The sequence below is a fragment of the Herbaspirillum sp. GW822-FHT03A08 genome, assembly GCF_058801885.1.
Genome location: NZ_JBXANR010000001.1, coordinates 619,107 through 642,434 on the forward strand (window position 1 = coordinate 619,107; position 23,328 = coordinate 642,434).

Sequence of the window (23,328 nt, forward strand, 5' to 3'; positions counted from 1 at the left end):
GGCGCTCTCCGGGCATCAAAACCAGCGTGGGATTGAGCGCAAATTGCACGCAATCCCCCCCTCTGGACATCCCCTTTTAGGTATCTTTTTAGTCTAAATCCCTTATAATTGAAGCAGTTACAACAATCGGCGGCAGGCGCCACTGGCCGCCGTTTTTATTTATGGCAATCAAACACTACCTGCAGTTTTCCGACTTTACGCTTGATGAGTATGAGTACGTGATCGAGCGGTCGCGTGTGATTAAACGTAAGTTCAAGAATTACGAGCCGCATCACTCGCTGGCCGACCGCACGCTGGTCATGGTTTTCGAGAAGAATTCGACCCGTACCCGCCTGTCCTTCGAAGCCGGCATGCACCAGCTCGGCGGCGCGGCGATCTATCTCAACACCCGCGACAGCCAGCTCGGCCGCGGCGAGCCGATCGAAGACGCGGCGCAAGTGATGTCGCGCATGTGCGACGTCATCATGATCCGTACTTTCGGCCAGGAAATCATCGACCGTTTCGCCGCCTATTCGCGCGTACCGGTCATCAACGGCCTGACCAACGAACAGCACCCTTGCCAGGTACTGGCCGACGTGTTCACCTACATCGAACATCGCGGTTCGATCAAGGACAAGGTCGTGGCCTGGATCGGCGACGCCAACAACATGCTGTATTCGTGGCTGCAGGCGGCTGAAGTATTCGGCTTTCACGTCAATGTCTCTACGCCGAAAGGCTACGACATCGACATGAAACAGGTCAGCCCCGGCAACCAGCGCTATACCTTTTTCGCCAATCCGGCAGATGCCTGCCAGGACGCCGATCTGGTCACGACCGATGTCTGGACCAGCATGGGCTACGAAGACGAAAACGCCGCCCGCCTGAAAGCCTTCGACGGCTGGATCGTCGACCAGGCCAAGATGTCGCGTGCACGCAAGGATGCGCTGTTCATGCATTGTCTGCCGGCGCACCGCGGCGAGGAAGTTTCCGCGGAAGTCATCGACGGCCCGCAATCGGTGGTCTGGGAAGAAGCGGAAAACCGCCTGCATGTGCAAAAGGCCTTGCTCGAATATCTCGTCCTGGGGAAAGTAGCATGATCGACCATACCGGTTTTACGCCCGGCGATTACGATCGCAGCAAGACGTTTTACACACAGGCGTTCGAGCCTATCGGTTATACCCTGCTGCTGGAATTTCCGGCATCTGTTACCGGCACCACCGACGTTGCCGGTTTCGGCGAAGCACCCAAGCCGGACTTCTGGCTGGCCCGCGCCACCGCAGACAAACCGGCGCACAGCCCGACGCTGCATTTTGCTTTTCGCGTGACGACACGCGCTAAAGTCGACGCGTTTTACCAGGCAGCCCTGCAAGCCGGCGGCAAGGACAACGGCGCTCCCGGCATCCGCGCGCATTATCATCCCGATTACTACAGCGCTTTCGTCCGCGATCCGGACGGGCACAACATCGAAGTTGTCTGCCACGACCCGGCTTAAATACGCACAAGCAAGTTCAATCAATCCGTCATCACTAGCCACTACGAACATCATGTCCAACATCCTGCAATCCGTTCCGGTCAACGAAAAAGTCGGCATCGCCTTCTCCGGCGGCCTCGATACCAGCGCCGCCCTGACCTGGATGCGCCAGAAAGGCGCCATTCCTTACGCCTACACCGCCAATCTGGGCCAGCCGGACGAGCCTGACTATGACGCGATTCCGAAGAAGGCAATGCAATACGGCGCAGAACTGGCGCGACTGATCGATTGCCGCGAACAACTGGCCAACGAAGGTATTGCAGCGCTGCAAAGCGGCGCTTTCCACATCTCGACCGCCGGCGTCACCTACTTCAATACCACGCCGCTGGGCCGTGCCGTCACCGGCACCATGCTGGTCGCCGCGATGCGTGAAGACAACGTCGACATCTGGGGCGACGGCAGCACCTTCAAGGGCAACGACATCGAGCGTTTCTACCGCTACGGCCTGCTGGTCAACCCTAACCTGCGCATCTACAAGCCCTGGCTGGACAACACCTTCATCGACGAACTGGGCGGCCGCAAGGAAATGTCCGAGTTCATGATCAAGTCCGGCTTCGACTACAAGATGTCGGTGGAAAAGGCGTACTCGACCGACTCCAACATGCTCGGCGCGACGCACGAAGCGAAAGACCTGGAATTCCTCAACAGCGGCATCAAGATCGTGCAACCGATCATGGGCGTGGCGTTCTGGCGCGACGACGTCGAAGTCAAACGCGAAGAAGTCACCATACGCTTTGAAGAAGGCCGTCCTGTCGCGCTGAACGGCAAGACCTTCGACAACATGACTGACCTGATCCTGGAAGCCAACCGCATCGGCGGCCGTCATGGCCTGGGCATGAGCGACCAGATCGAAAACCGCATCATCGAAGCCAAGAGCCGCGGCATCTACGAAGCTCCGGGCCTGGCGCTGCTGTTCATCGCTTACGAGCGCCTGATCACCGGCATTCACAACGAAGACACCATTGAGCAATACCGCGACAACGGCCGCAAGCTGGGCCGCCTGCTGTACCAAGGCCGCTGGTTCGATTCGCAAGCCATCATGCTGCGCGAAACCGCACAACGCTGGGTTGCACGCGCCATCACCGGCGAAGTCACCATCGAACTGCGCCGCGGCAACGACTACTCGATCCTCAACACCGAGTCCGCCAACCTGACCTATCAGCCGGAACGCCTGACCATGGAAAAGGGAGAAGGCGCCTTCTCGCCGCAAGACCGTATCGGCCAGCTGACCATGCGCAACCTGGACATCACCGACACCCGTCAGAAGCTGGCGATTTACCAAAGCACCGGCCTGCTGGCAACCAGCAACGCCGTGTCGCTGCCGCTGCTGGAAAAAGACAAGAACGCGAAGTAATCACGTAACCCATCAACGAAAACAAGACAACATGACGACTCAATTCGACAACGTTACCGTCCTGAAAAAGGGCAATGTTTACTTCGACGGCAAGTGCGTTTCGCACACCGTGATTTTTGCCGACGGCACCAAGAAGACGCTGGGTGTGATCCTGCCGTCCTCGCTGACTTTCAACACCGGCGCGCCGGAAATCATGGAAATCAACGGCGGCAGCTGCAACGTCCGTCTGAAGGGCGAAGAAGCCTGGAAGACTTACGCCGCCGGCACCAGCTTCACTGTCCCAGGCAATTCCAGCTTCGATATCGAAGTGACTGAGACGGTGGATTACGTCTGCCACTTCGGTTAACCACCGGAACCAGAGCAAACAAAAAAAACGCGGCCGGGGAAACCTGGCCGCGTTTTTGTTTGTGCGTTGGTTTTGCTCTTGCTTGATCTCGCAAAGCGATTAAATGAATACGGGCTCCGGCTCCAGCATCACACCAAATCTGGCATGCACATCAGCCTGAATCGCCTGCGCCAGCGCCGCGACTTCCTTGCCGCTGGCGCCGCCACGGTTGATCAGCACCAAAGCCTGTTTTTCATACACACCGGCTGCACCCAGCGACTTGCCCTTCCAGCCGCACTGATCAATCAGCCAGCCCGCAGCCAGCTTGTAACTGCCATCGGGCTGCGCGTAGCTCACCAGTTGTGGATGCTGCGCCAGCAAGGATTCGCGCAGCTGAGCCGGCACGATGGGATTCTTGAAGAAGCTGCCTGCATTGCCGATCTGCGCCGGATCAGGAAGCTTGCGCGTACGGATGGCGATCACCGCGTCGGCAATATCACGTGGCGATGGGGCCGTGATTTGTCGCAGCGCCAATTCCTGCATGACGTCGGCGTAATTCATGTTGGCCTGCCATTGCTTGGGCAAGGCAAACGTCACATCGAGCACCACGGCGCGATCACGCAGCGCTTGTTTGAACACGCTGTCGCGGTATCCAAAACGGCAGGCGGCGCTGTCCAGTATCAGCGTCTTGCCGTCGATGAAGTCGAAGGCCGTCAGACTGTGAAAGCGGTCTTTCACTTCGACGCCGTAAGCGCCGATGTTCTGGATCGGTGCAGCGCCTACGCTGCCAGGGATCAGGGATAAGTTCTCCAGCCCGCCCAGACCGAGATCGAGCGTCCACTGCACAAAACGATGCCAGTTCTCGCCCGCCGCTGCTGTGACGTAGATGAAATCCTCGTCCTCACTGGCGATGCGCATGCCGGCGCCGCGCATGTGCAGTACCAGCCCGGGGAAATCCTGCGTCAGCAACAGATTGCTGCCGCCGCCGAGAATCAGGCGCGGCAGGAGCGACAGCTCTTTGTCGTTGTTGACAGCGAGCAGCGTATCGACGCCGTCGACCGGCAAATACGCGGCGGCCTTGGCGTCGATGCCGAAGGTATTGAGATGGCGCAGGGAGAAATCCCGCTGTACAGGTATGGGAAACATAAGGGCAGGATTATAGCCTGCGCTATACGGCTGCGGCGCAGCCATAGCCGCAATCCCGGTTGTCCGTTAAAATCACGTCTTTCAGGTGCAGGCGCCTTGCATCATTGTCTACAGTGCGCGCCAGTAAGACACCACAGAACATAAAGGAAATCGCCATGCCATCGTTTGATACCGTCTCGGAAGCCAATCTGGTTGAAGTCAAGAATGCCGTCGACCAGGCAAACAAGGAAATCACCACCCGTTTCGACTTCAAGGGCAGCGACGCCCGCGTCGAACAAAAGGAACGCGATCTGACTGCCTACGCCGATTCCGAATTCCAGCTGGGCCAGGTCTGCGACGTGCTGACCAACAAGATGACCAAGCGCAACGTCGACGTGCGTTTCCTCGACCATGGCAAGATCGAAAAAATCGGCGGCGACAAGGTCAAGCAAGTCATCAAGGTCAAAAACGGGATCGAGACCGAGGATGCTAAAAAGATCGTGCGCGTCATCAAGGACAGCAAGATGAAAGTGCAAGCCAGCATCCAGGGCGACGCCGTACGCGTGACCGGCGCCAAGCGCGACGACCTGCAAGCCGCCATGGCGATGCTGCGCAAGGAAATCAAGGATCTGCCGCTGGAATTCAATAACTTCCGCGACTGATCATCCGATTCTGAACATGCAATAAAAAACGCCGGCCCATCATGATGGCCGGCGTTTTTTATTGGCAAGAGCGGCGGTCAAAGCCGCCCTCGCCTCACTCAACATCCTGATCTTATTCCTTGTCGCCGATCAGGCGGCGTTGCTTGACCGCATCCGCCAGACCTTGCAGCACTCCCAGGCTCTCATCCCAATCGATGCAGCCATCGGTGACCGATTGGCCGTAAGTCAATTCCTTGCCCGGCACCAGATCCTGGCGGCCAGCAACCAGGTTCGATTCGACCATGACGCCGACGATGCGGGTGTCGCCGCCGGCGATCTGACCGGCGATGTCGGCACAGACCGGAATCTGATTCTCGGGCTTCTTCGAGCTGTTGGCGTGCGAGGCGTCGATCATCAGGCGCGCCGCCAGTCCGCTCTTGGCGATGTCCTGGCAGGCTGCTTCCACGTTGGCGGCGTCATAGTTCGGCGTCTTGCCGCCACGCAGGATGATGTGGCAATCCTCATTGCCGGCAGTCGAGACGATCGCCGAGTGGCCGCCCTTGGTGACCGACAGGAAATGGTGAGGCTGCGATGCGGCCTTGATCGCATCGACGGCGATCTTGATGTTGCCGTCGGTGCCGTTCTTGAAACCGACCGGGCACGACAGTCCCGAAGCCAGTTCACGATGCACTTGCGATTCGGTGGTGCGGGCGCCGATGGCGCCCCAGCTGATCAGGTCGGCGATATATTGCGGGCTGATCACGTCGAGGAATTCGGTACCGGCAGGCAGGCCCAGTTCATTGATGTTCAGCAGCAGTTCGCGCGCGGTGCGCAGGCCGTCATTGATGCGGAAGCTGTTGTCCATGTACGGATCGTTGATCAGCCCCTTCCAGCCAACCGTGGTGCGCGGCTTTTCGAAGTAGACGCGCATGACGATTTCCAACTCGCCCTTGAAGCGTTCGCGCTCGACCACCAGGCGACGCGCGTATTCCATCGCAGCCTTGGTGTCGTGGATCGAGCATGGGCCGATCACGACCATGACGCGGTCGTCCTGGCCGTGCAGGATGCGATGCAATGCGGTACGGCACTCTGCCGTCGTGCTCTCGACTTTTTCGCTGCCGCCAAATTCGCGGATCAAGTGCGATGGGGGTGTCAGTTCTTTCATTTCTCTGATGCGTAGATCGTCGGTGCGCGGCATTTTTTCTCCTGATTACAATCTGAATTTGGTGAATTCGAATGGGTAAAAAAAAACCGCCATCACTGGCGGTTTTTTAGAAATTCGGTTTGGTCTCTACTTACGAACGCTTACCGCTTTTCACCGCCGTGGGGCTGGAATAGCTAAAGTAAAAATAAAAAAAGTAAGCGCGGGCGAAAGACATTGTTTGATCTAGGCGAGTTGTAGTTAATCACAACGAAAGACGATGATGCAACAAATTCCCGTCCTTGGCAACACCAGTCATTAATTTCTCACAAAAACCGCATTGAATGACGTTTTTTTGCATTTAAACCGCCACTCAATGCCCTCAATACACAATTTATGCCGTACCGCCCACGGTAACGCCATCCAGACGCAAGGTAGGCTGACCCACGCCAACCGGCACGCTCTGGCCTTCTTTACCGCATACGCCGACGCCGGAATCGAGCTTCATGTCGTTGCCGATCAGCGAAACGCGGTTCAGCACGTCAGGACCGTTGCCGATCAATGTCGCGCCCTTGACCGGATAGGAAATCTTGCCGTTCTCGATCATGTAGGCTTCGCTGGCCGAGAAGACGAACTTGCCGTTGGTAATGTCGACCTGGCCGCCGCCGAAGTTGACGGCGTACAAACCGTTCTTCACCGACGCCAGAATTTCTGCAGGATCCTTGTCGCCGGCCAGCATGTAGGTGTTAGTCATGCGCGGCATCGGCAGATGCGCAAACGATTCGCGGCGGGCGTTGCCGGTGACCGGCATCTTCATCAGGCGCGCGTTCATGGTGTCCTGGATGTAGCCCTTCAGGATGCCGTCTTCGATCAGCGTGGTGCATTGGGTCGGATTGCCTTCATCGTCGATGTTGAGCGAACCGCGGCGATCTGCGATGGTGCCGTCATCCACCACGGTGACGCCCTTGGCGGCAACGCGCTCGCCGATGCGGCCCGAGAAGGTGCTCGAACCCTTGCGGTTAAAGTCGCCTTCGAGGCCGTGGCCGATGGCTTCATGCAACAGGATGCCGGGCCAGCCAGGTCCGAGCACGACGGTCATCGGACCGGCCGGCGCCGGACGCGCTTCAAGGTTGACCAGTGCGGTGGAGACCGCTTCGGAGGCATATTTTTCCAGCAACTCGTCGCTGAAGTAAGCATAGCTGTAGCGACCGCCGCCACCGCTGCTGCCCATTTCGCGACGACCGTTCTGTTCGGCGATGACAGTGATCGACACGCGCACCAATGGGCGGATGTCGGCGGCGATGATGCCGTCGCTGCGCGCCACCAGCACGACGTCGTATTCACCGGCCAGGCTGGCCATGACTTGCACTACGCGCGGATCCTTGGCGCGGGCGATGCGTTCGATGCGCTCCAGCAGATTGACCTTGGCGGTGGCGTCCAGCGAAGTGAGCGGATCATGCGGCAGGTACAGCGAACGGCCGCCGTTCGGTTGCATGCTGCCGGCGATCTTGACACGGCCTGCGCCCTGGCGGCCGATGGTGCGGGTTGCCGCGGCGGCGTCCAGCAGGATCGCTTCCGAGATTTCATCCGAATACGAAAACGCCGTCTTGTCGCCCGACACGGCGCGTACACCGACGCCCTGGTCGATGGAGAAGCTGCCGGTCTTGACGATGCCCTCTTCCAGGCTCCAGCCCTCGCTCTTGGTGAACTGGAAATACAGGTCGGCGTAATCGACCTTGTGCGTAAACATGGTGCCCAGTGTTTTCAGCAACTTGGCTTCGTCCAGGCCGAACGGCGTGAGCAGGACATCGCGTGCAATACCGAGCGCGCTGAGATTGGGTTCGAATGTTTTCATGAATAATTTATTTAATTTACGGCAACTTATTGGGGCATTCAGAGCTTGCGGTGCTTGAGCGCAGGCAGGCTTTCACGTACGTATTGTAGACGATGGGGGTCGATGTCGCCGATAACAAGGCCTTCGCCCTCCGGCAGGACGCTGATTATGTCGCCCCAGGGGTCGATCAGCATGCTGTGGCCCCAGGTGCGGCGACCGTTGACGTGCTTGCCGCCCTGAGCGGACGCGAGGATGTAGCACTGGTTCTCGATGGCGCGGGCGCGCAGCAGGAGTTCCCAGTGCGCCTGGCCGGTGGTATAGGTAAATGCCGCCGGCACCACGATCAGCGCGCAGTCGCCCATGGCGCGATACAGCTCGGGAAAGCGCAGGTCGTAGCACACCGACAAGCCGACCTTGCCGAACGGCGCTTCAAAACTCCGGACGTCATTGCCGTAGACGATGGTGCGTGCTTCGTCGTAGGCCTCTTCGCCGCGCACAAAGCTGAACAGATGGATCTTGTCATAGCGCGCAACGCGCTTGCCGGACGGATCGTAGACCAGCGAGGTGTTGAGCACCTTGCCGTCTTCGCCGGACGCCAGCGGCAGCGTGCCGCCGATCAGCCAGATCTTGTGCTCGCGCGCCAGCGTGGCCATGAAATCCTGAATCTTGCCGGCGCTGTCCGGCTCCGCATGCTCCAGCTTGGCTTTCTCGTGCATGCCCATGATGGGCCAGTATTCCGGCAGCAAGACCAGTTGCGCGCCTTGCTGCGCGGCCTGCGCGACCAGCTTGCTTGCGGCGGCGAAATTCTGTTCGACCTCCGGCGTCGACACCATTTGTATCGCCGCGACTTTGTAGGGTTCGTTCATATCAGCCTCCGCTGGAAATCGTTTTCTGAAAGCTCTGGTTGCAAGATTCTGCTTAAGACGCAGAACGGCAAGATGCGGTTATTTTGCAGCCGGCTTTGTGTTCGAATTTGCGCCGGCATCTGCAGTCCGATCTTGCTTGACGACCAGCGGATCGCTCCAGGGCCCGGTTACATTATATTCAAAGGTCAAAGTCTTCATCAGCGGATTGCGCAAGAACAGCTGCGCCAGAAAAGTGCCGACGCCGACCACTGGATTGATCGCCAGCGCCACCAGCGACGCCGTGCCGAGATTGACCTCAGGAATCACCACCAGATGCAGGTTCTGCGTTTCCTTGGCGATGTCGGCCGAGCCATTCATCAGCACCGAAGCGGCGACCCCGGTCATCTTGAGGTTGTCAGTGGTGGCGATGCCTTGCGCAATGGAAGCCGTACCGACGATGTTGTCGAACGCAAAACCTTCTGAAAACACGTCACGGAAATCCAACGCCAGACGGCGCGGCAAGGCTTGCAGGTTGAGCACGCCGAGCAGCTTGGCGGCGCCTGGATCAACCTTGAGGAACTGGCCGGTATGCACATCCATGTGGACCTGTCCGCTCAGGGTCGGGATATCGAGTGAGAACGGCAACCCTTTCCAGCTGACATCGCCGTCCAGCTTGCCTTTGCCGCCGCGCACCACGCCGAGGAAGCCGAAACGCTCCAGCAGCTTGCCGGCATCGTTGATGTCCAGCGCGTAGGTCAGGTTGGACGTATTGTTCTTGCCGAACGACATCCAGTTGCCCGCAGCCCGCAGTTCGGCCTCAGGGTTGATCAGGGCCAGTTTGTTGATGCGCCATTCACTGCCCACGCTGGCGCGCACGTTGTTGGCATTGAGTTCAAGCCGTCCGAGTTTTTTACCGAACAGCTGAAAATCTTCAGCAATGATATCCAATGCAGGAATCCGGCTGACGGCGTCGCTGTTGCTTTCCAGGGCATCATTGGCATCGCTGCCGGCACCCTTCTGGATATTGAGCGTGGCCAGACGCGCTGTCACGCGCCCCATGCCGCGGCCGCTGTTCGATTCATTCCAGGTCGCGTAGCCGCTGGCCTGATCCGAGGCGATGTTGACCTGCCAGCTCTTGTTCTGGTGCGAAGCGCCGATCACCACATTGTCGAGCTTCTTGCCCATGGCCATCAGCTCGGTCGCGCGCAGGGCAACCACATCCGGTTCGAGATAGGCGGTCATGCCGGTATCGGGCGAGGCTGGCGTACTGCTGGCGTTGCCATCAGCGTCCTTGGTCATCGCAGTGCGGAACGCAGTCCAGTCGTCGATGTTCATGGTCCTGCCATTGGCATACAGCGCCAGGCCGTTATCCGGTTGCGGCGCCGGCTGGCCGATACCGATGCCGCCATTCAACACTTGCCATTCGGCCTGATTGCCCAATACCTTTTGGCGGCGATAGCGCGCCGACATGACAGAGCCCAGCGACAGTCGAATTTCGTCTCGCTGAATCAAAGGATCAGCAGAGTTCATACCGATGACTTCAAACTTCATCGGCCAGCTTTCGTTTGCGCTTTTCTGCAGCGGCATCGGCAGATTCAGCGCCAGTCCCTGGAGGTTGGATTCAATCGTGATCTCAGGCTGATGCTGACGTATCGCGATCGTTGCGCTATACCGCGACGAGCCGTTCAGACGTTCCAGCAAGCGCTGGAGAACAGGCTGCGTATAGGCCTTGCGCAAGCCATCGGCAGTCACCGAGCCATCGACCTTGACCAGCGTGTTGCCGTCGCGCTGCGTCCCGCCGGCAACGGCTACCGGTTCGTTCAGAAAGACGCCCTTGATGCCTGGAATATTGAAACCCTTTTCATTGAATTCCAGCTTGCCGATGGCGCGATACATCGTCGGCAGATTCGCCAGCAAGGTAACGTCGTTGTTGAGAAACTGCAACCCGCCGTCGACCTTGGCGTCGACCATATGATGCAGCGGCAATTGGAACTTCAACTGCAACTTGCCATTGCCGGTTGACTTGCTGTCTTCGGTAAAATTGCCGATCCAATGCGCCACAGGACTGTCTTTGACGTAGTGCAAAAAGTCTTGCATTGCGCCGGCGGCACTGCCGTCGATCTCCAGCGACGATTCTGCATTCAGCAAATCGGGAATAACCGCTTTCACGTCCGACACCGCTACGCCATGCGTCTTGCCGGAGTCGGCCAGGATCTCCAGCCGCGTACGGTCAATGGAAACCGTTCCCTTCACATCTTCCAGCAACGGCCATTCCGGCGACTTGCCGTCCTTGCCGAAGCGTGTGGGCGCATAGTTGATCTTCAGCTTGTCGAACTTGCCGGACACCGTGAACTCACCCTTGGCCTTGCTGCCCGGCTTGACGTTGTGAAAAGGAAAATCGGCCAGATCGCCCTTGGCCACGATGTCGACATCGCTGGCGCGGCCATCCATCAATGCGCCTGAAATCCAGTCTGACGCCGGCTTGGCGGTACGCAGTGGCAGGAAGCGCCCGAGTTTCTGCAGATTGAAGGTCGACAGCTTCGCCTTCATGTCGATGACGCCCGATGACTTGCCCTGCAGCGGAATCAGATGCGTGCCGCTTGCCGTGCCGGCCATGTCGTCCTGGACGAACGCCATACTGTCCAGATGAAACATCACGGCGTCGGTCTTTTGCATCTCCCAATGACTGTTGAGATTGAGCGAAGCAAAAGGCAGATCAGGATCGGCAAACACGGTCGGGAACTGCAGCACGAGATTCTGCGACGCCAGATTCAGCGTGCCGCCTTTTTCCGTGGCGTCGATACGTCCGCTCAGATTGGAAAATCCGGGAATCGCCGGCGCACCGGTACGGCCGGGCTGGGTCACGGTCTTTGCTACCGCCGGACGCGCGGCTTGCGGCGACATGCCGAGTCCGGCGAAATCACCGCGCAGCCGATAGGCCTGCACATCCGGATAACTACCTTCCCATTGCACCAGAAAATCCTTGAGCTGGCCGCGCGGCGACAGATCGCCGAGCAGTTTTTGCTGCGACGGCGTCAATGGCAGACGCGCGCCCAGATTCGACAACATTTCCAGATCCAGCAGCTTCGCTTCCACTTGCATCTTTTCGGGACGGAAACGCGTCGCCGGCTCAAACACTTCTGAAATCGTGGTCGGCGGCAACGTGAAGCCGTCCGCCGTTTGCAACGAGAAATTGGTCAGCGTCAGCTTGTGACCATTCGCACCGAAAGTCGGAATGCCGTCTTGCAGATCAGGGGCGTAGATCTCGCTGCCCGAAATGCGCCCATTGACCTGCGCCAGTTGCAAGGGCTCCAGCTTCTTGTCCAGCCGCGCCGACAGGTTCGACAGGCTAACATCGGCGGTAAAGTTGGCGACCTTGGTGTGATCCAGATCCAGCCAGGCGCGCACCGAGCCGGTGCCCTGATTCAGCTCCAGGGGATAGTCGATATAGGCTTTCCAGACCGCCAGATCGGTATTGCGCAGATCGGCGTACAAGGTCCCCTTCCAACGCGTCACGTCGGAGACTTTGCGGGCAAAGCTGGGATGGTAAAAATTGGCGCGCACGTCGAGCGGCGCAGCGTATTCGGCGGGCGGTGTGGCCTTCAACGCCAGTTGGTGCAGGCGCCATTGATTGTGCAACACCAGATTGACATCTGTCAGCGCCAGTTCAGGCGCGCCGCGTTTGTCGTCACGCCAGCGAATCTTGCCGTCGCGGATGACGATTTCGCGTTGCGCCAGCACCCAGTCGGCGCCGCCGCTCTTGTCCGTATCGCCGCCTGCCGGCAAGCCTGCAATAAACAGCTTGCCATTGACATCCCGCAGAATCGACAGATCGGGCCTGGTGATGGTCAGATTTTCAAAGCGCAGTTCGCCCACCAGCACGGTGGCCCAGGAGAACGTCGCGGATACTTTGGGCAAGGCCAGCGCCGGCTGCCCGGTCTGATCATGGATCACCACCTGCGTCAGCTCCAGTTGCGGGCGCAAACCGCTCCATGAGGCGTCGATATCAGCAATCGTGACCGGACGGCCGACCGCGTTGGAGGCGATTTTTTCGATGTTGCCCTTGTAGCGGTCGATCTCCGGCAGAATGCCGTAGCGCAGCGTCAGGAACAAGGCGCAAAAGAGAAAATAGACCAGCACCACCAGCTTGAAGGTGATGCCGAGAACGCAACGGGTCGCAGTACTGAGATGGCAATACGTCCCTCGCGCCGCGCTCCATGTCCTCCCCCATCCTGCACGCCAGGCGGAAGCCGGGCGGTCAGCGGTCTCAGGAGCGTCTTTTTGGTCTTCGGACATCAAGGGTCAGAGTAAAAACTCAATGTAGAATAAAACGATTAGCATCATCGCATGGAAGCGAGTTTTGACCTAGAGTTGCCGACGGCGTTCTCATAGGGAAAACCCCCGGCTTTACCATCTTTAACTTCGTACTCAACTCATCACGCCGACAATTTGTGACTACCTCCCTCCTCGACAGCATGGCAGCCTCCCGGTTCCTCAACCGCTGGGCAAATGCCAATCCGGCCCGGCCCGGGCAATTGGCGGAATTTTCCCAATTATCCCTGAACCGCGCGGTTTTCGAGCGCGTCTTGCAAGATGACATAAGCGCCTCAGCCGGCACCAGCGGAGCTAGCGGCGCCGCCGCGCTCAACGGTCCCATGCGCCGCCTGCGCAATCTGGTGGTCTGTACGCTGATCGAACGCGACCTGACCGGCAAGGCCGATCTGGCCGAGGTAGTGCGCACGATGAGCGAATTTGCCGATTTTGCAGTGCAAACCCATCTGAGCGCTCTGATGCAGGAAATGGTGGCGCTCTATGGCATGCCCATCGGCGAAGAAACCGGCAACGAGCAGGAAATGATCGTGCTCGGCATGGGTAAACTGGGCGGAGGAGAACTGAACGTCTCGTCTGACATCGATCTGATCTTCGTTTACCCGGAAGATGGCGATACCCGCACCAATGCGCCTGAGCAACGCTCGCTGTCGAATCACGAGTTCTTTGTCCGGCTGGGCAAGAAACTGATCGCCGCCCTGTCTGAAATCACCGAAGACGGCTTCACCTTCCGGGTCGACATGGCGCTGCGCCCCAATGGCGGCTCCGGCCCGCTGGTGGCCAGCCACAACATGGTCGAGGAATACCTGATCCGCCAGGGCCGGGAATGGGAGCGCTATGCCTGGACCAAGGCGCGCGCGCTGACGGGCACGCCGGCCGATATCACCGCATTGGAAAGCATCAGCCGCCCGTTCATCTACCGCCGCTATCTGGATTTCGGTTCGATCGATGCGCTGCGCTCCATGCACGCCCAAATCCGCGCCGAAGTCACACGCCAGGAATCCCTGCATCCGGAACGCAGCAACAACGTCAAACTGGGCCGCGGCGGCATTCGCGAAGTGGAATTCGTCAGCCAGGTATTCCAGCTGATTCGCGGCGGCCGCGATCCGGAGTTGCGTGACCGCTCTACCCGCACCACTTTGCGCACACTGGCCGACAAAACCCTGCTGGAGCCGGAAGTCGTCGCGCAATTGCTGGAGGCTTACACCTTCCTGCGCAATCTGGAGCATCGCCTGCAATATCTCGAAGACGCGCAGACACATACATTGCCGCCGAACGTGGACGATCAGAAGATCATCGCCAATATGATGGGCTTTGCCGACGTAGCGAGCTTGTTGAGTGCGCTGGAGGCACACCGCCACATCGTGGCTCAGCAATTCGACACTATCTTCAACGACAAGCAGGATAATGGCAACACAGACGGTGGCGACAACCACGACAACACCTGCGAACTGAGCGATGGCGAGAGCGCTGAATCGATTGCCGCCACCTTGACTTCGCTCGGCTTCGACGACGTCGATACCGCCACCCAACGCGTGCTGGCAACGCTGCAATCGCCACGCCTGCAATCCCTGCCGGAGGCCAGCCGCGCGCGCCTGATCGCATTGATCAACGCAGCCCTGCCGATCATCGGCGCGATGCCGGACAAGAACTTGCCGACCTTGCGCCGCCTGCTCGATTTCTTCGAAGCGATTGCTCGCCGTGCCGCCTACCTGGCGCTGCTGACGGAATATCCCCATGCACTGACACGCCTGATCCGCATGATTGCCGCCAGCGACTGGGCAGCAAAATACCTGACTCAGCATCCCATTCTGCTCGACGAGCTGCTGGATGACCGCAATCTGAAGGCACCGCCTGACTGGCCCGCTTTTGCACAAGACTGCCAGCGCCAGCTCGACATCGCACCGGGCGACACAGAACGCCAGATGGATATTCTCCGCGAGGTGCACCATGCGCAATTGTTCCGCCTGCTGGCGCAGGATCTTGAAGGCGATCTGAGCGTCGAGCATCTGGCTGACCACCTGTCTGCACTCGCCGATATTCTGGTTGCCGCCACCATTCAGGCGGTCTGGCAAACCATCGCAAATCGACATCGGGAAACGCCACAATTCACCGTCATCGCCTATGGCAAATTAGGCGGCAAAGAACTGGGCTATGTCTCCGACCTCGACGTCGTATTTCTTTACGACGATGACGATCAGGAAGCCCCCGGCCTGTACGCCAAGCTGGCGCAACGCTTCATTACCTGGATGACCTCGCACACGCCCGCCGGCACGCTGTTCGATATCGATATCGCCTTGCGCCCGGACGGCGCCAGCGGCTTGCTGGTGTCATCCTTCGCCACGTTTGAAAAATACCAACGCACCTCAGCCTGGGTGTGGGAACACCAGGCATTGACCCGCGCGCGCTACTGCGCCGGCGACAGTGCCATTGGCAATCGTTTTGAAGCATTGCGCAAAGACCTCCTGCGCCAGGAGCGTGATCCGCAAAAGCTGACGCAGGAAGTACTCGGCATGCGCCTGAAACTGCATCAGGCCCACCCCAATCACACCACCTTGTTCGATCTGAAGCATGACGATGGCGGCATGATCGATATTGAATTCATCGTACAGTTTTTAGTACTGCGCTATGCGGTTCAATACGAAGCGCTGACCGATGACATTGGCAACATCGCTCTGCTGAAGCTCTGCGGTTCGCTGGGTCTGATCGACGCGGCGTTGGCTGATGAGGTTGCAAACGCTTATCGCTTATTCCGTAAATTGCAGCATCAGATCCGGCTTCGAGGCGAAGAACGCGCCCGCACCACCATCGAGCGCGTGCAAAAAGAAAGTTATGCCGTCAAACGGCTCTGGACGGAAGTGTTCGGCGGATAGAAATGAAAACGGCTGGTCTGCAAAGACCAGCCGCAGCTCGCTGCAGCAGACAGCGCCGCCAAAAGTTCTGGTGACAAATACGGCAAAAACGGTCGTCAGAGCGCAGGTTTGACAGCGACCAGATTGATCAGTGTTTCTTCGCGATCTGCTTTGGGCTTGATGCCGAGCGCACGCTCCATCAGGCCCAGATCTTCACGACTCCACCACAGGTAAGGATAAGAGATGGATTCCGGCGCGACCTGAAAGCCGGCGCTGCGCACCAGTGCAAGATACTCCTCGGCGGTCTTCTGCACTTCCATCGGATGGCGAAACAACAAACGGATCATCCACGAATGGATGTAACGCTTGGTCGACTCGGCAAACAACAGGATGCCGCCCGGTTTCAACACACGGAAAAATTCTTGAATCGCTTCCTCCTGCTCGATCAGATGGTGAAAAGTCTGATGGCAAAACAGCAGGTCGACGCTATTGTCTTCCAAGGTCATGTGCGAGCTTGAGCATTGGATGAATTCAGCCTGAATGCCTTCAGCACTCGCTTCTTTGCCGGCAGCGTCCAGCATGGCCGGGTCGATATCCATGCCGATCAGGCGTTGCGGCGCGAAACGGTCATGCAGCTTCTTGAGCGAACGCCCCCAACCGCAACCGACATCAGCAACCACCGGATAGGATGGCAGACGATTCGGAATCAATGGTTCCAGATCCTTGAACGCTCTTTCCAGTACATGCACGGTCCAGGTATGCGTTTGCAGAAACCAGATGCCGAAGGCTGTTTCGGGAACGTGCGGATGACTCTCGGGCGATTTGACGATCAGAGGTGCGTTCATGTTGTTGTTGGCTGCGTGAAGACGTGCATGATGCACTGCCTGACCGGGAAAAGCAAAATCTGCCACATCCTCCCCGTCAGCATGCCTGCCATGAATGCAGTCAGGCCAATCACCGCAAGATCAGGCGCACCATGAAAAACGCCCCGGCTGGCGGGGCGTCATGACAAACATCACAGCCTATCAATATCTGAATCAATCTCTGTTCAGACGCATCTTGTCGATGCCAAGGATTGCCTGCTTATTTTTTGGAGGAACCGTCATCGCGGTTTTTCCTGCTACTTTTGGAGTCGCTATCGCTATCCTTGCTCTTGGAGGCGTCCTTGTCTTTTTCGGCTCGCTCACGTTCACGGCGCTCACGGCGCGCGGCGCGGTCATCTTTCGGCGCATCCTTGGCGGCATCCGCTTCGGCATCCGGCTTGTCAGCCGCTGGCGGCGGTGGCGGTGCAACGGTCTGGATGTTCTTGGCCGCCATGTATTCGTGCATGTCCTTCCAGCCGGCGAAAATACCCGCCTTCAGGCTGTCGGGATTGCGTTGATAGCAGTCTTCCAGGCTTTGGCCGGCCTGACGGCAGCCGGCGCCCAGAGCGATGCCTTCGGCCTTGGCTTCCTCCGGTGTCTGTTTCGGTTTGCTGAAACTGGCGACATAGTCGCAAGCGCTCAGCGTCAGACTTAGCGCCAGCATGCCCATCAGTTTGACGCCGTGGCTACGCACTATAGAAAAAGGTGACGATGACATTACATCCCTCGATTGATTATTATTAAACCGTCAACAAAAAGGCTGTCGCAAACGGATTCGCAACAGCCTTTCCAGAACGCGTCAGCAAGTCTGGTAATTGATCCGCCCACTGTATTTTCTTAGACAACGCCTGACAAGCATGCGATGAAAAGAAGCCCAATTAGGCCGGATCAATGAGAAATGCCCGGTGGGACGCTCCTTATTTTGCCGAAACCAGCGCCACAGTCGTGTCCAGCATGCGGTTCGAGAAGCCCCATTCGTTGTCGTACCACGACGAAACCTTGACCAGACGGCCGGAGACCTTGGTCAGGGTCGAGTCAAAATTCGACGATGCCGGATTGTGGTTGAAGTCGACGGACACCAGCGGCTCGGTGTTGTAAGTCAGGATGCCCTTCAGCGGACCGGCTTCGGAAGCGGCCTTCATGATGGCGTTGACTTCGTCCACAGTCGTATCGCGTGCAGCGATGAACGACAGGTCGACGATCGAAACGTTGATGGTCGGAACGCGGATCGCGTAGCCGTCCAGCTTGCCGTTCAGTTCTGGCAGCACCAGGCCGACTGCGGAAGCAGCACCGGTCTTGGCCGGGATCATCGATTGGGTAGCCGAGCGCGCGCGGCGCAGGTCTTCGTGGTACACGTCAGTCAGGACCTGGTCGTTGGTGTAAGCGTGGACGGTTGTCATCAGGCCGTTGACCAGACCGATCTTTTCATGCAGCGGCTGAACCAGCGGCGCCAGGCAGTTGGTAGTGCACGATGCGTTGGAGATCACGGTGTCGCTTGCCTTCAGCACGCCGTTGTTGACGCCGAACACGACAGTCGCGTCCACGTCCTTGCCGCCCGGTGCGGAGATGATGACTTTCTTGGCGCCGCCCTTCAGGTGAGCGCTGGCCTTTTCTTTTGTCGTGAAGAAGCCGGTGCATTCCAGGACGACGTCAACGCCCAGTTCGCCCCATGGCAGTTCTGCCGGGTTGCGCTGCGCCAGCACCTTGATGCGGTCGCCGTTGACGACGATGGAGTCGCCGTCGACTGTCACGGTGCCGGGGAACTTGCCGTGGGTGGTGTCGTATTGGGTCAGATGGGCGTTGGTTTTTGGATCGCCCAGATCATTGATGGCCACGATCTCGATGTCGTGTTTTTTACCGCCTTCGTAGTGAGCGCGGAGGATATTGCGGCCGATACGGCCGTAGCCATTGATTGCAACGCGGATAGTCATGTTTTCTCCTTAAGAAACAGTAGTAATTTTTCCAACCGAACTGATGTCGCGCCAGCCGTAGGCGACTTCGATCAAATCCAGCTCATCCCACTTGAAGGTCTGTTCTGCCAGCAGCTGCGCATCGAGATGTGCGTAAAAATCGCGCGCCTTGCCGTTTTGCGCCAGCACCCAGACCAGCATGTTGGGCGCGCCTGCCGCGCCCAGTGTTGCGGCCACTTCAGTCAGCAAGCGGCGGCCGATGCCGGCGCGCTGAGCTGAAGGTAAGACATATAACGCCGTCAGTTCGGCATCGAAATCGAGCTTGCGTTGCGCCAGCGTGATGCCGGCGGCGAAACCGACCAGTTCACCTTCGACTTCCGCCACGAAGGTGCAGGCCGCATCGGATGCGGCACTCAACACGCGCGTCCACATGCGCGTGCTGTCTTCCAGTTTCATGCCGTCCAGATAGGCATCCGGGATCATGCCGCGGTAGGCGGCACGCCAGCTGTCGATGCGCACCTGAGCGATCAGGGCAGCATCGTCTACCGTCGCGCGCCGGACCGTTACCGGACCGACGACGTTGATGATGTCGTTGCCGGTCACACTCATGCCAGGATCAGCTTGGCCTTGGCGACGACGTTTTCGACGGTGAAGCCGAAATGCTTGAACAGCACGCCTGCCGGCGCCGATTCACCGAAGGTGTCGATACCGACCACTGCGCCTTCCAGACCGACATACTTGTACCATGTCGAAGTCACGCCGGCTTCGATCGCCACGCGCGGCACGCCGCGCTGCAGGACGCTTGCCTTGTAAGCGGCATCCTGACGATCGAACACGTCGGTACATGGCATCGACACGACGCGTGCCGGAATGCCTTGCGCTGCCAGTTCATCGGCTGCCTTGACCGCCAGTTCGATTTCCGAACCGGTAGCAATCAGGATCACCTTGGCGTCCTTGGCTTCTTTCAGGATGTAGCCGCCACGCTTGATGTCGGCCACTTGTTGCGCTGTACGTTCCTGATACGGCAGGTTCTGACGCGAGAAAATCAGCGTGCTCGGACCGTCGTTGCGCTTGACCGCCTGTTCCCACGCCACAGCCGATTCAACCGTGTCGCATGGACGCCAGTTGTCCAGATTCGGGATCAGACGCAGGCTCGAAACATGTTCCACTGATTGGTGCGTCGGACCATCTTCACCCAGGCCGATCGAGTCATGCGTGAACACGAACAGCGAGCGGATCTGCATCAGCGCAGCCATGCGCAACGCATTGCGGCTGTAATCGGAGAAGGTCAGGAAAGTCGCGCCGAACGGGATGTAACCGCCGTGCAGGGCAATGCCGTTCATGATCGCGCTCATGCCGAATTCGCGCACACCGTAGTTGATGTGGTTGCCGGCGACGTCGGCACGCACAGCCACCGATTCTTTCCAGTTGGTCAGGTTGGAACCGGTCAGGTCGGCTGAACCGCCGAGGAATTCAGGCAGCACTTGTGCGTAAGCCTGGATCGCGTTCTGGCTGGCCTTGCGGGTGGCGATGGTTTCTTTCTTTTCGATGGTGCTGGCAATGTAAGCCTGCACCGCCGCGTCGAAACCGGCCGGCAGCTCACCCTTCAGGCGGCGCACCAGTTCGGCGGCTTCGGTCGGGTACTTGGCCTGGTAAGCCTGGAACAGCTTGTTCCAGTCGGCTTCCAGTTGCTGGCCTTGCGCCTTGCCGTCCCATGCGGAATAGATGTCGGCAGGAATTTCAAACGGCGCCGAAGTCCAGCCCAGCGCTTCGCGCACAGCAGCAACTTCCTTGTCGCCCAATGCCGCGCCGTGGACCTTGTCAGTGCCGGCCAGATTTGGCGAGCCCTTGCCGATCACGGTCTTGCAGCAGATCAGGGTCGGTTTGTCGGACAGCTTGGCTTGATGAATGGCGGAATTGACCGCTTCGACATTGTGGCCGTCGACCGCGGGAATCACGTTCCAGCCGTAAGCTTCGAAACGCTTCGGGGTGTCGTCCTTGAACCAGCCTTCAACGTGGCCGTCGATGGAGATGCCATTGTCGTCGTACAGCACGATCAGCTTGGACAGGCGCAGCGTACCGGCCAGCGAGCAGGCTTCGTGCGAGATGCCTTCCATCAGGCAACCGTCGCCGACAAAAGCGTACGTATAGTGATCGACCACAGCCAGGTCGGGCTTGTTGAATTCAGCAGCCAGCAGCTTTTCAGCCAGCGCCATGCCGACGGCGTTGGTGACGCCCTGGCCCAGCGGACCGGTGGTGGTTTCCACGCCCGGCGTGATGTGGACTTCCGGATGACCGGCAGTCTTGGAATGCAGTTGGCGGAAGTTCTTGATCTCTTCCATCGGCAGGTCGTAGCCGGTCAGGTGCAGCAAGGCGTATTGCAGCATCGAACCATGTCCGTTCGACAACACGAAACGATCACGGTTGGCCCATTGCGGATTGGCCGGATTGTGGCGATAGTGCTTGGCCCACAATGCGACTGCGATTTCCGCCATCCCCATCGGCGCGCCTGGGTGTCCTGAGTTTGCTTTTTGTACTGCGTCCATTGCCAGCGCGCGGATCGCGTTGGCCATCTTGTCGGTAGGGAGTGTGGAAGTCATGTCGATGTCAAAGAGTTGCGGATTGCGGTCGAATCATTGCCGTTCTGGCGGTTTCCGCGAGATAGCTGCGGTTTGCCGTCATTAACGCGCATTTCGAATGCCTTGCCGGTCGACCCGGATGAACTCCCGGACCAAGCCAGACTGAGCCAACTATTTTACCAGACAGTAGCCCGAAGAATTAAAATCAAGCGTCGCCGCCAGGGCCGAAAAAGCATACCCGAAGGCACTCCGCAAATTTCCCTTGCGTTTTATCTGCCGGACCGGCGCCCATAATTGTTCATTTGACCGCTCTCACTCATCAGGACCCGTTGATCATGCCCCGCTTTTATTGCCCCGACCCGCTCGCCATCGGTACGACGCTCGCCCTGCCCGACCAGGTTGCGCATCACGTCCAGGTAATCCGGATGCAGGCCGGCAATCCCATTACGCTGTTCAACGGGGAAGGCGGCGAATACACCGCCGTCATTACCCAAATGGAAAAAAAGCGCGTCTACGCCGAGGTCAAGACCTTTTCCCCGCGCGAAGCGGAACTGTCCTATGCCGTCACGCTGGCGCAAGCCCTGCCGGAAGGGTCCAAAATGGACTGGATCATCGAAAAAGCCGTCGAACTCGGCGTCACAGCCATCCAGCCGCTGGCCGCACAGCGCTGCGTGGTGCGCCTCAATACCGAACGCGCCGAAAAGAAGCAAAGCCACTGGCAAGGCATCATCCACGCCGCCGCCGAGCAAAGCGGCCGCAATCGGCTGGCGCAACTGTCGCCGCTGACCGACTTCAACAGCTGGATCGGCCAGAGCGACCTGCACAAACGCATCCTGCTGTCGCCGCGCGGCGAACAATCGCTGTCGGACTGGGCGCGTCACCATCCGGCGCAGGCGCTGAGCCTGATTGTCGGTCCGGAAGGCGGCTTTACCGATGCCGAAGAAAACCTGGCCTGCGACCACGGTGCGCTGATGCTGTCCATGGGCCCGCGCGTGCTGCGCACCGAAACCGCCGGCCTGAGCGCCCTGGCGGCAATCAACGCGATCTGGGGCGAGATGTAATTAAAGGTTCCAAATAAGGATAAAAAGGGAGAGGAACGAAGGAAGCGCAGAAGAACCGAAAGCCGGGGTATCTCGACATCCTTCGACAACGCCGGAGAGCGACAGACCGTTGTACCAGCTTGCCAATTTGCTTGCGTCACCGTTGCGGCGATCCGCATCGTGGGCGGCAAGCCTTCCTCACTTTTGATTCTGGAGAATTTCATGGGCTTACTCGACAGCGTACTTGGCGCACTCAATAACAATGCAGGCGATGCCTCCGGCGCACCCGCCGATCCCAAGGCGGCATTGATTCAAGCCGTATTGAGCATGCTCGCCAACAATCAGTCCGGCGGCAGCGCACCGGGTGGTTTAGGCGGACTGGGTGGACTGGGCGGTCTGCTCGGTACGCTGCAAAACGCCGGTCTTGGGCAGATCGTGGACTCCTGGATCGGCACCGGCCAGAACCAACCCGTCTCCGGCGACCAGGTGTCGCAGGCGCTGGGCGACGATCAGTTAAGCGGCCTGGCGCAAGCCACCGGCATTCCGCAAGGCGACATCGCCGGTCATCTGGCGCAGATTCTTCCCGGGCTGGTCGATCATCTGACACCCAACGGTCAGGTACCTGAATCCGTCGGCGGTGACCTCGGATCTGAAATCGGCAATCTGCTGGGCGGCTTTCTCGGCGGCAAATCTGCTTAATTCACCCCCAACTTACCAATAGGTAAGTATCCATGACCATATAAAACCCTCGCCTGCACCGAAAACTGGTGCAGGCACCAGTTTGGCATCACAAACTGCGCCAGTTCGGATCACCCCGAGACTCCATCCCCGATCCCGGCTCCGCCCTTTTGCGGCGCCCATCCAAACCGCGCGCAACCGTTTAACCGGCTACTACAGTGCGATTCCGGCTCTTTCCACTTTCCCGACCCATCATTTTCAAACCCTGAAAATCTCGCTGGCACAGTACCTGCTTAATGTTT

18 protein-coding genes are annotated in these 23,328 nt (G+C 58.7%); 8 read left to right on the forward strand and 10 right to left on the reverse strand.

What is annotated here, in order from left to right; translation table 11 throughout:
• Positions 1-161: 161 nt before the first annotated feature.
• From argF to ppnP, 4 genes are read left to right on the forward strand one after another with little or no spacing between them, the layout of a single operon-like run.
• Positions 162-1,076: an ornithine carbamoyltransferase gene (gene argF / locus AC1RN6_RS02925; protein WP_493002906.1), complete on the forward strand. Its 915-nt coding sequence runs from the start codon at positions 162-164 to the stop codon at positions 1,074-1,076.
• Positions 1,073-1,471, forward strand: coding sequence for a VOC family protein (locus AC1RN6_RS02930; protein WP_493002908.1), 399 nt, complete (start codon positions 1,073-1,075; stop codon positions 1,469-1,471). The genes argF and AC1RN6_RS02930 overlap by 4 nt, the downstream gene beginning before the upstream one ends.
• A gap of 52 nt (positions 1,472-1,523) precedes the next feature.
• Positions 1,524-2,864 carry an argininosuccinate synthase gene (argG, locus tag AC1RN6_RS02935; protein WP_493002910.1) on the forward strand — a complete coding sequence of 447 codons (1,341 nt, stop codon included), beginning with the start codon at positions 1,524-1,526 and terminating at the stop codon, positions 2,862-2,864.
• A gap of 31 nt (positions 2,865-2,895) precedes the next feature.
• Positions 2,896-3,210 carry a pyrimidine/purine nucleoside phosphorylase gene (gene ppnP, locus AC1RN6_RS02940; protein ID WP_493002911.1) on the forward strand — a complete coding sequence of 105 codons (315 nt, stop codon included), beginning with the start codon at positions 2,896-2,898 and terminating at the stop codon, positions 3,208-3,210.
• A 99-nt stretch (positions 3,211-3,309) separates the two neighbouring features.
• Here ppnP and murB read toward each other — a convergent pair whose 3' ends face one another.
• On the reverse strand, positions 3,310-4,335 hold the full coding sequence (gene murB, locus AC1RN6_RS02945; protein WP_493002912.1) for a UDP-N-acetylmuramate dehydrogenase: 1,026 nt from the start codon (positions 4,333-4,335) through the stop codon (positions 3,310-3,312).
• A 155-nt stretch (positions 4,336-4,490) separates the two neighbouring features.
• Between murB and AC1RN6_RS02950 the strand changes: the two genes are divergently transcribed.
• Positions 4,491-4,976 (forward strand): YajQ family cyclic di-GMP-binding protein, encoded by a 486-nt coding sequence (locus AC1RN6_RS02950; protein ID WP_050475729.1) that lies wholly within the window; start codon positions 4,491-4,493, stop codon positions 4,974-4,976.
• 112 nt (positions 4,977-5,088) lie between these two features.
• Here the strand turns inward: AC1RN6_RS02950 and aroG are convergent, their stop codons facing one another.
• The 4 genes from aroG to AC1RN6_RS02970 form a co-directional block, all read right to left on the reverse strand.
• Entirely contained in the window at positions 5,089-6,153 is a 1,065-nt protein-coding gene (aroG, locus tag AC1RN6_RS02955) for a 3-deoxy-7-phosphoheptulonate synthase AroG (protein WP_493002913.1), read from the reverse strand.
• A gap of 337 nt (positions 6,154-6,490) precedes the next feature.
• Positions 6,491-7,951: a metalloprotease TldD gene (tldD, locus tag AC1RN6_RS02960; protein ID WP_050475727.1), complete on the reverse strand. Its 1,461-nt coding sequence runs from the start codon at positions 7,949-7,951 to the stop codon at positions 6,491-6,493.
• A 38-nt stretch (positions 7,952-7,989) separates the two neighbouring features.
• The gene (locus AC1RN6_RS02965; protein WP_493002914.1) at positions 7,990-8,796 is read right to left on the reverse strand and encodes a carbon-nitrogen hydrolase family protein; all 807 of its coding nucleotides are present in this window, start codon (positions 8,794-8,796) and stop codon (positions 7,990-7,992) included.
• Between the two features lie 78 nt (positions 8,797-8,874).
• Positions 8,875-13,071: a YhdP family protein gene (locus AC1RN6_RS02970; RefSeq protein WP_493002916.1), complete on the reverse strand. Its 4,197-nt coding sequence runs from the start codon at positions 13,069-13,071 to the stop codon at positions 8,875-8,877.
• Positions 13,072-13,250: 179 nt separating this feature from the next.
• Here AC1RN6_RS02970 and glnE point away from each other — a divergent pair, with 179 nt between their 5' ends.
• Positions 13,251-15,977 carry a bifunctional [glutamate--ammonia ligase]-adenylyl-L-tyrosine phosphorylase/[glutamate--ammonia-ligase] adenylyltransferase gene (gene glnE / locus AC1RN6_RS02975; protein WP_493003502.1) on the forward strand — a complete coding sequence of 909 codons (2,727 nt, stop codon included), beginning with the start codon at positions 13,251-13,253 and terminating at the stop codon, positions 15,975-15,977.
• A 95-nt stretch (positions 15,978-16,072) separates the two neighbouring features.
• Here glnE and AC1RN6_RS02980 read toward each other — a convergent pair whose 3' ends face one another.
• The 5 genes from AC1RN6_RS02980 to tkt form a co-directional block, all read right to left on the reverse strand.
• Positions 16,073-16,801: a class I SAM-dependent methyltransferase gene (locus AC1RN6_RS02980; protein ID WP_493002918.1), complete on the reverse strand. Its 729-nt coding sequence runs from the start codon at positions 16,799-16,801 to the stop codon at positions 16,073-16,075.
• Positions 16,802-17,039: 238 nt separating this feature from the next.
• Positions 17,040-17,537 (reverse strand): hypothetical protein, encoded by a 498-nt coding sequence (locus AC1RN6_RS02985; RefSeq protein WP_493002919.1) that lies wholly within the window; start codon positions 17,535-17,537, stop codon positions 17,040-17,042.
• A 199-nt stretch (positions 17,538-17,736) separates the two neighbouring features.
• On the reverse strand, positions 17,737-18,750 hold the full coding sequence (gene gap / locus AC1RN6_RS02990; RefSeq protein ID WP_050475722.1) for a type I glyceraldehyde-3-phosphate dehydrogenase: 1,014 nt from the start codon (positions 18,748-18,750) through the stop codon (positions 17,737-17,739).
• A gap of 9 nt (positions 18,751-18,759) precedes the next feature.
• Positions 18,760-19,338 carry a GNAT family N-acetyltransferase gene (locus AC1RN6_RS02995; protein ID WP_493002920.1) on the reverse strand — a complete coding sequence of 193 codons (579 nt, stop codon included), beginning with the start codon at positions 19,336-19,338 and terminating at the stop codon, positions 18,760-18,762.
• On the reverse strand, positions 19,335-21,329 hold the full coding sequence (gene tkt, locus AC1RN6_RS03000) for a transketolase (protein WP_493002921.1): 1,995 nt from the start codon (positions 21,327-21,329) through the stop codon (positions 19,335-19,337). Before tkt ends, AC1RN6_RS02995 begins: the two co-directional genes overlap by 4 nt.
• Positions 21,330-21,643: 314 nt before the next feature.
• Between tkt and AC1RN6_RS03005 the strand changes: the two genes are divergently transcribed.
• Positions 21,644-22,369 carry a 16S rRNA (uracil(1498)-N(3))-methyltransferase gene (locus tag AC1RN6_RS03005; RefSeq protein WP_493002922.1) on the forward strand — a complete coding sequence of 242 codons (726 nt, stop codon included), beginning with the start codon at positions 21,644-21,646 and terminating at the stop codon, positions 22,367-22,369.
• A 201-nt stretch (positions 22,370-22,570) separates the two neighbouring features.
• Positions 22,571-23,047: a YidB family protein gene (locus tag AC1RN6_RS03010; RefSeq protein ID WP_493002924.1), complete on the forward strand. Its 477-nt coding sequence runs from the start codon at positions 22,571-22,573 to the stop codon at positions 23,045-23,047.
• The last annotated feature ends 281 nt before the right edge of the window (positions 23,048-23,328 follow it).

Excerpts from the sequence above, each read along its gene's own strand:
- argF (WP_493002906.1), top strand. The coding sequence starts at position 162 with ATGGCAATCAAACACTACCTGCAGTTTTCCGACTTTACGCTTGATGAG.
- AC1RN6_RS02930 (WP_493002908.1), top strand. The coding sequence starts at position 1,073 with ATGATCGACCATACCGGTTTTACGCCCGGCGATTACGATCGCAGCAAG.
- argG (WP_493002910.1), top strand. The coding sequence starts at position 1,524 with ATGTCCAACATCCTGCAATCCGTTCCGGTCAACGAAAAAGTCGGCATC.
- ppnP (WP_493002911.1), top strand. The coding sequence starts at position 2,896 with ATGACGACTCAATTCGACAACGTTACCGTCCTGAAAAAGGGCAATGTT.
- murB (WP_493002912.1), bottom strand. The coding sequence starts at position 4,335 with ATGTTTCCCATACCTGTACAGCGGGATTTCTCCCTGCGCCATCTCAAT.
- AC1RN6_RS02950 (WP_050475729.1), top strand. The coding sequence starts at position 4,491 with ATGCCATCGTTTGATACCGTCTCGGAAGCCAATCTGGTTGAAGTCAAG.
- aroG (WP_493002913.1), bottom strand. The coding sequence starts at position 6,153 with ATGCCGCGCACCGACGATCTACGCATCAGAGAAATGAAAGAACTGACA.
- tldD (WP_050475727.1), bottom strand. The coding sequence starts at position 7,951 with ATGAAAACATTCGAACCCAATCTCAGCGCGCTCGGTATTGCACGCGAT.
- AC1RN6_RS02965 (WP_493002914.1), bottom strand. The coding sequence starts at position 8,796 with ATGAACGAACCCTACAAAGTCGCGGCGATACAAATGGTGTCGACGCCG.
- AC1RN6_RS02970 (WP_493002916.1), bottom strand. The coding sequence starts at position 13,071 with ATGTCCGAAGACCAAAAAGACGCTCCTGAGACCGCTGACCGCCCGGCT.
- glnE (WP_493003502.1), top strand. The coding sequence starts at position 13,251 with ATGGCAGCCTCCCGGTTCCTCAACCGCTGGGCAAATGCCAATCCGGCC.
- AC1RN6_RS02980 (WP_493002918.1), bottom strand. The coding sequence starts at position 16,801 with ATGAACGCACCTCTGATCGTCAAATCGCCCGAGAGTCATCCGCACGTT.
- AC1RN6_RS02985 (WP_493002919.1), bottom strand. The coding sequence starts at position 17,537 with ATGTCATCGTCACCTTTTTCTATAGTGCGTAGCCACGGCGTCAAACTG.
- gap (WP_050475722.1), bottom strand. The coding sequence starts at position 18,750 with ATGACTATCCGCGTTGCAATCAATGGCTACGGCCGTATCGGCCGCAAT.
- AC1RN6_RS02995 (WP_493002920.1), bottom strand. The coding sequence starts at position 19,338 with ATGAGTGTGACCGGCAACGACATCATCAACGTCGTCGGTCCGGTAACG.
- tkt (WP_493002921.1), bottom strand. The coding sequence starts at position 21,329 with ATGACTTCCACACTCCCTACCGACAAGATGGCCAACGCGATCCGCGCG.
- AC1RN6_RS03005 (WP_493002922.1), top strand. The coding sequence starts at position 21,644 with ATGCCCCGCTTTTATTGCCCCGACCCGCTCGCCATCGGTACGACGCTC.
- AC1RN6_RS03010 (WP_493002924.1), top strand. The coding sequence starts at position 22,571 with ATGGGCTTACTCGACAGCGTACTTGGCGCACTCAATAACAATGCAGGC.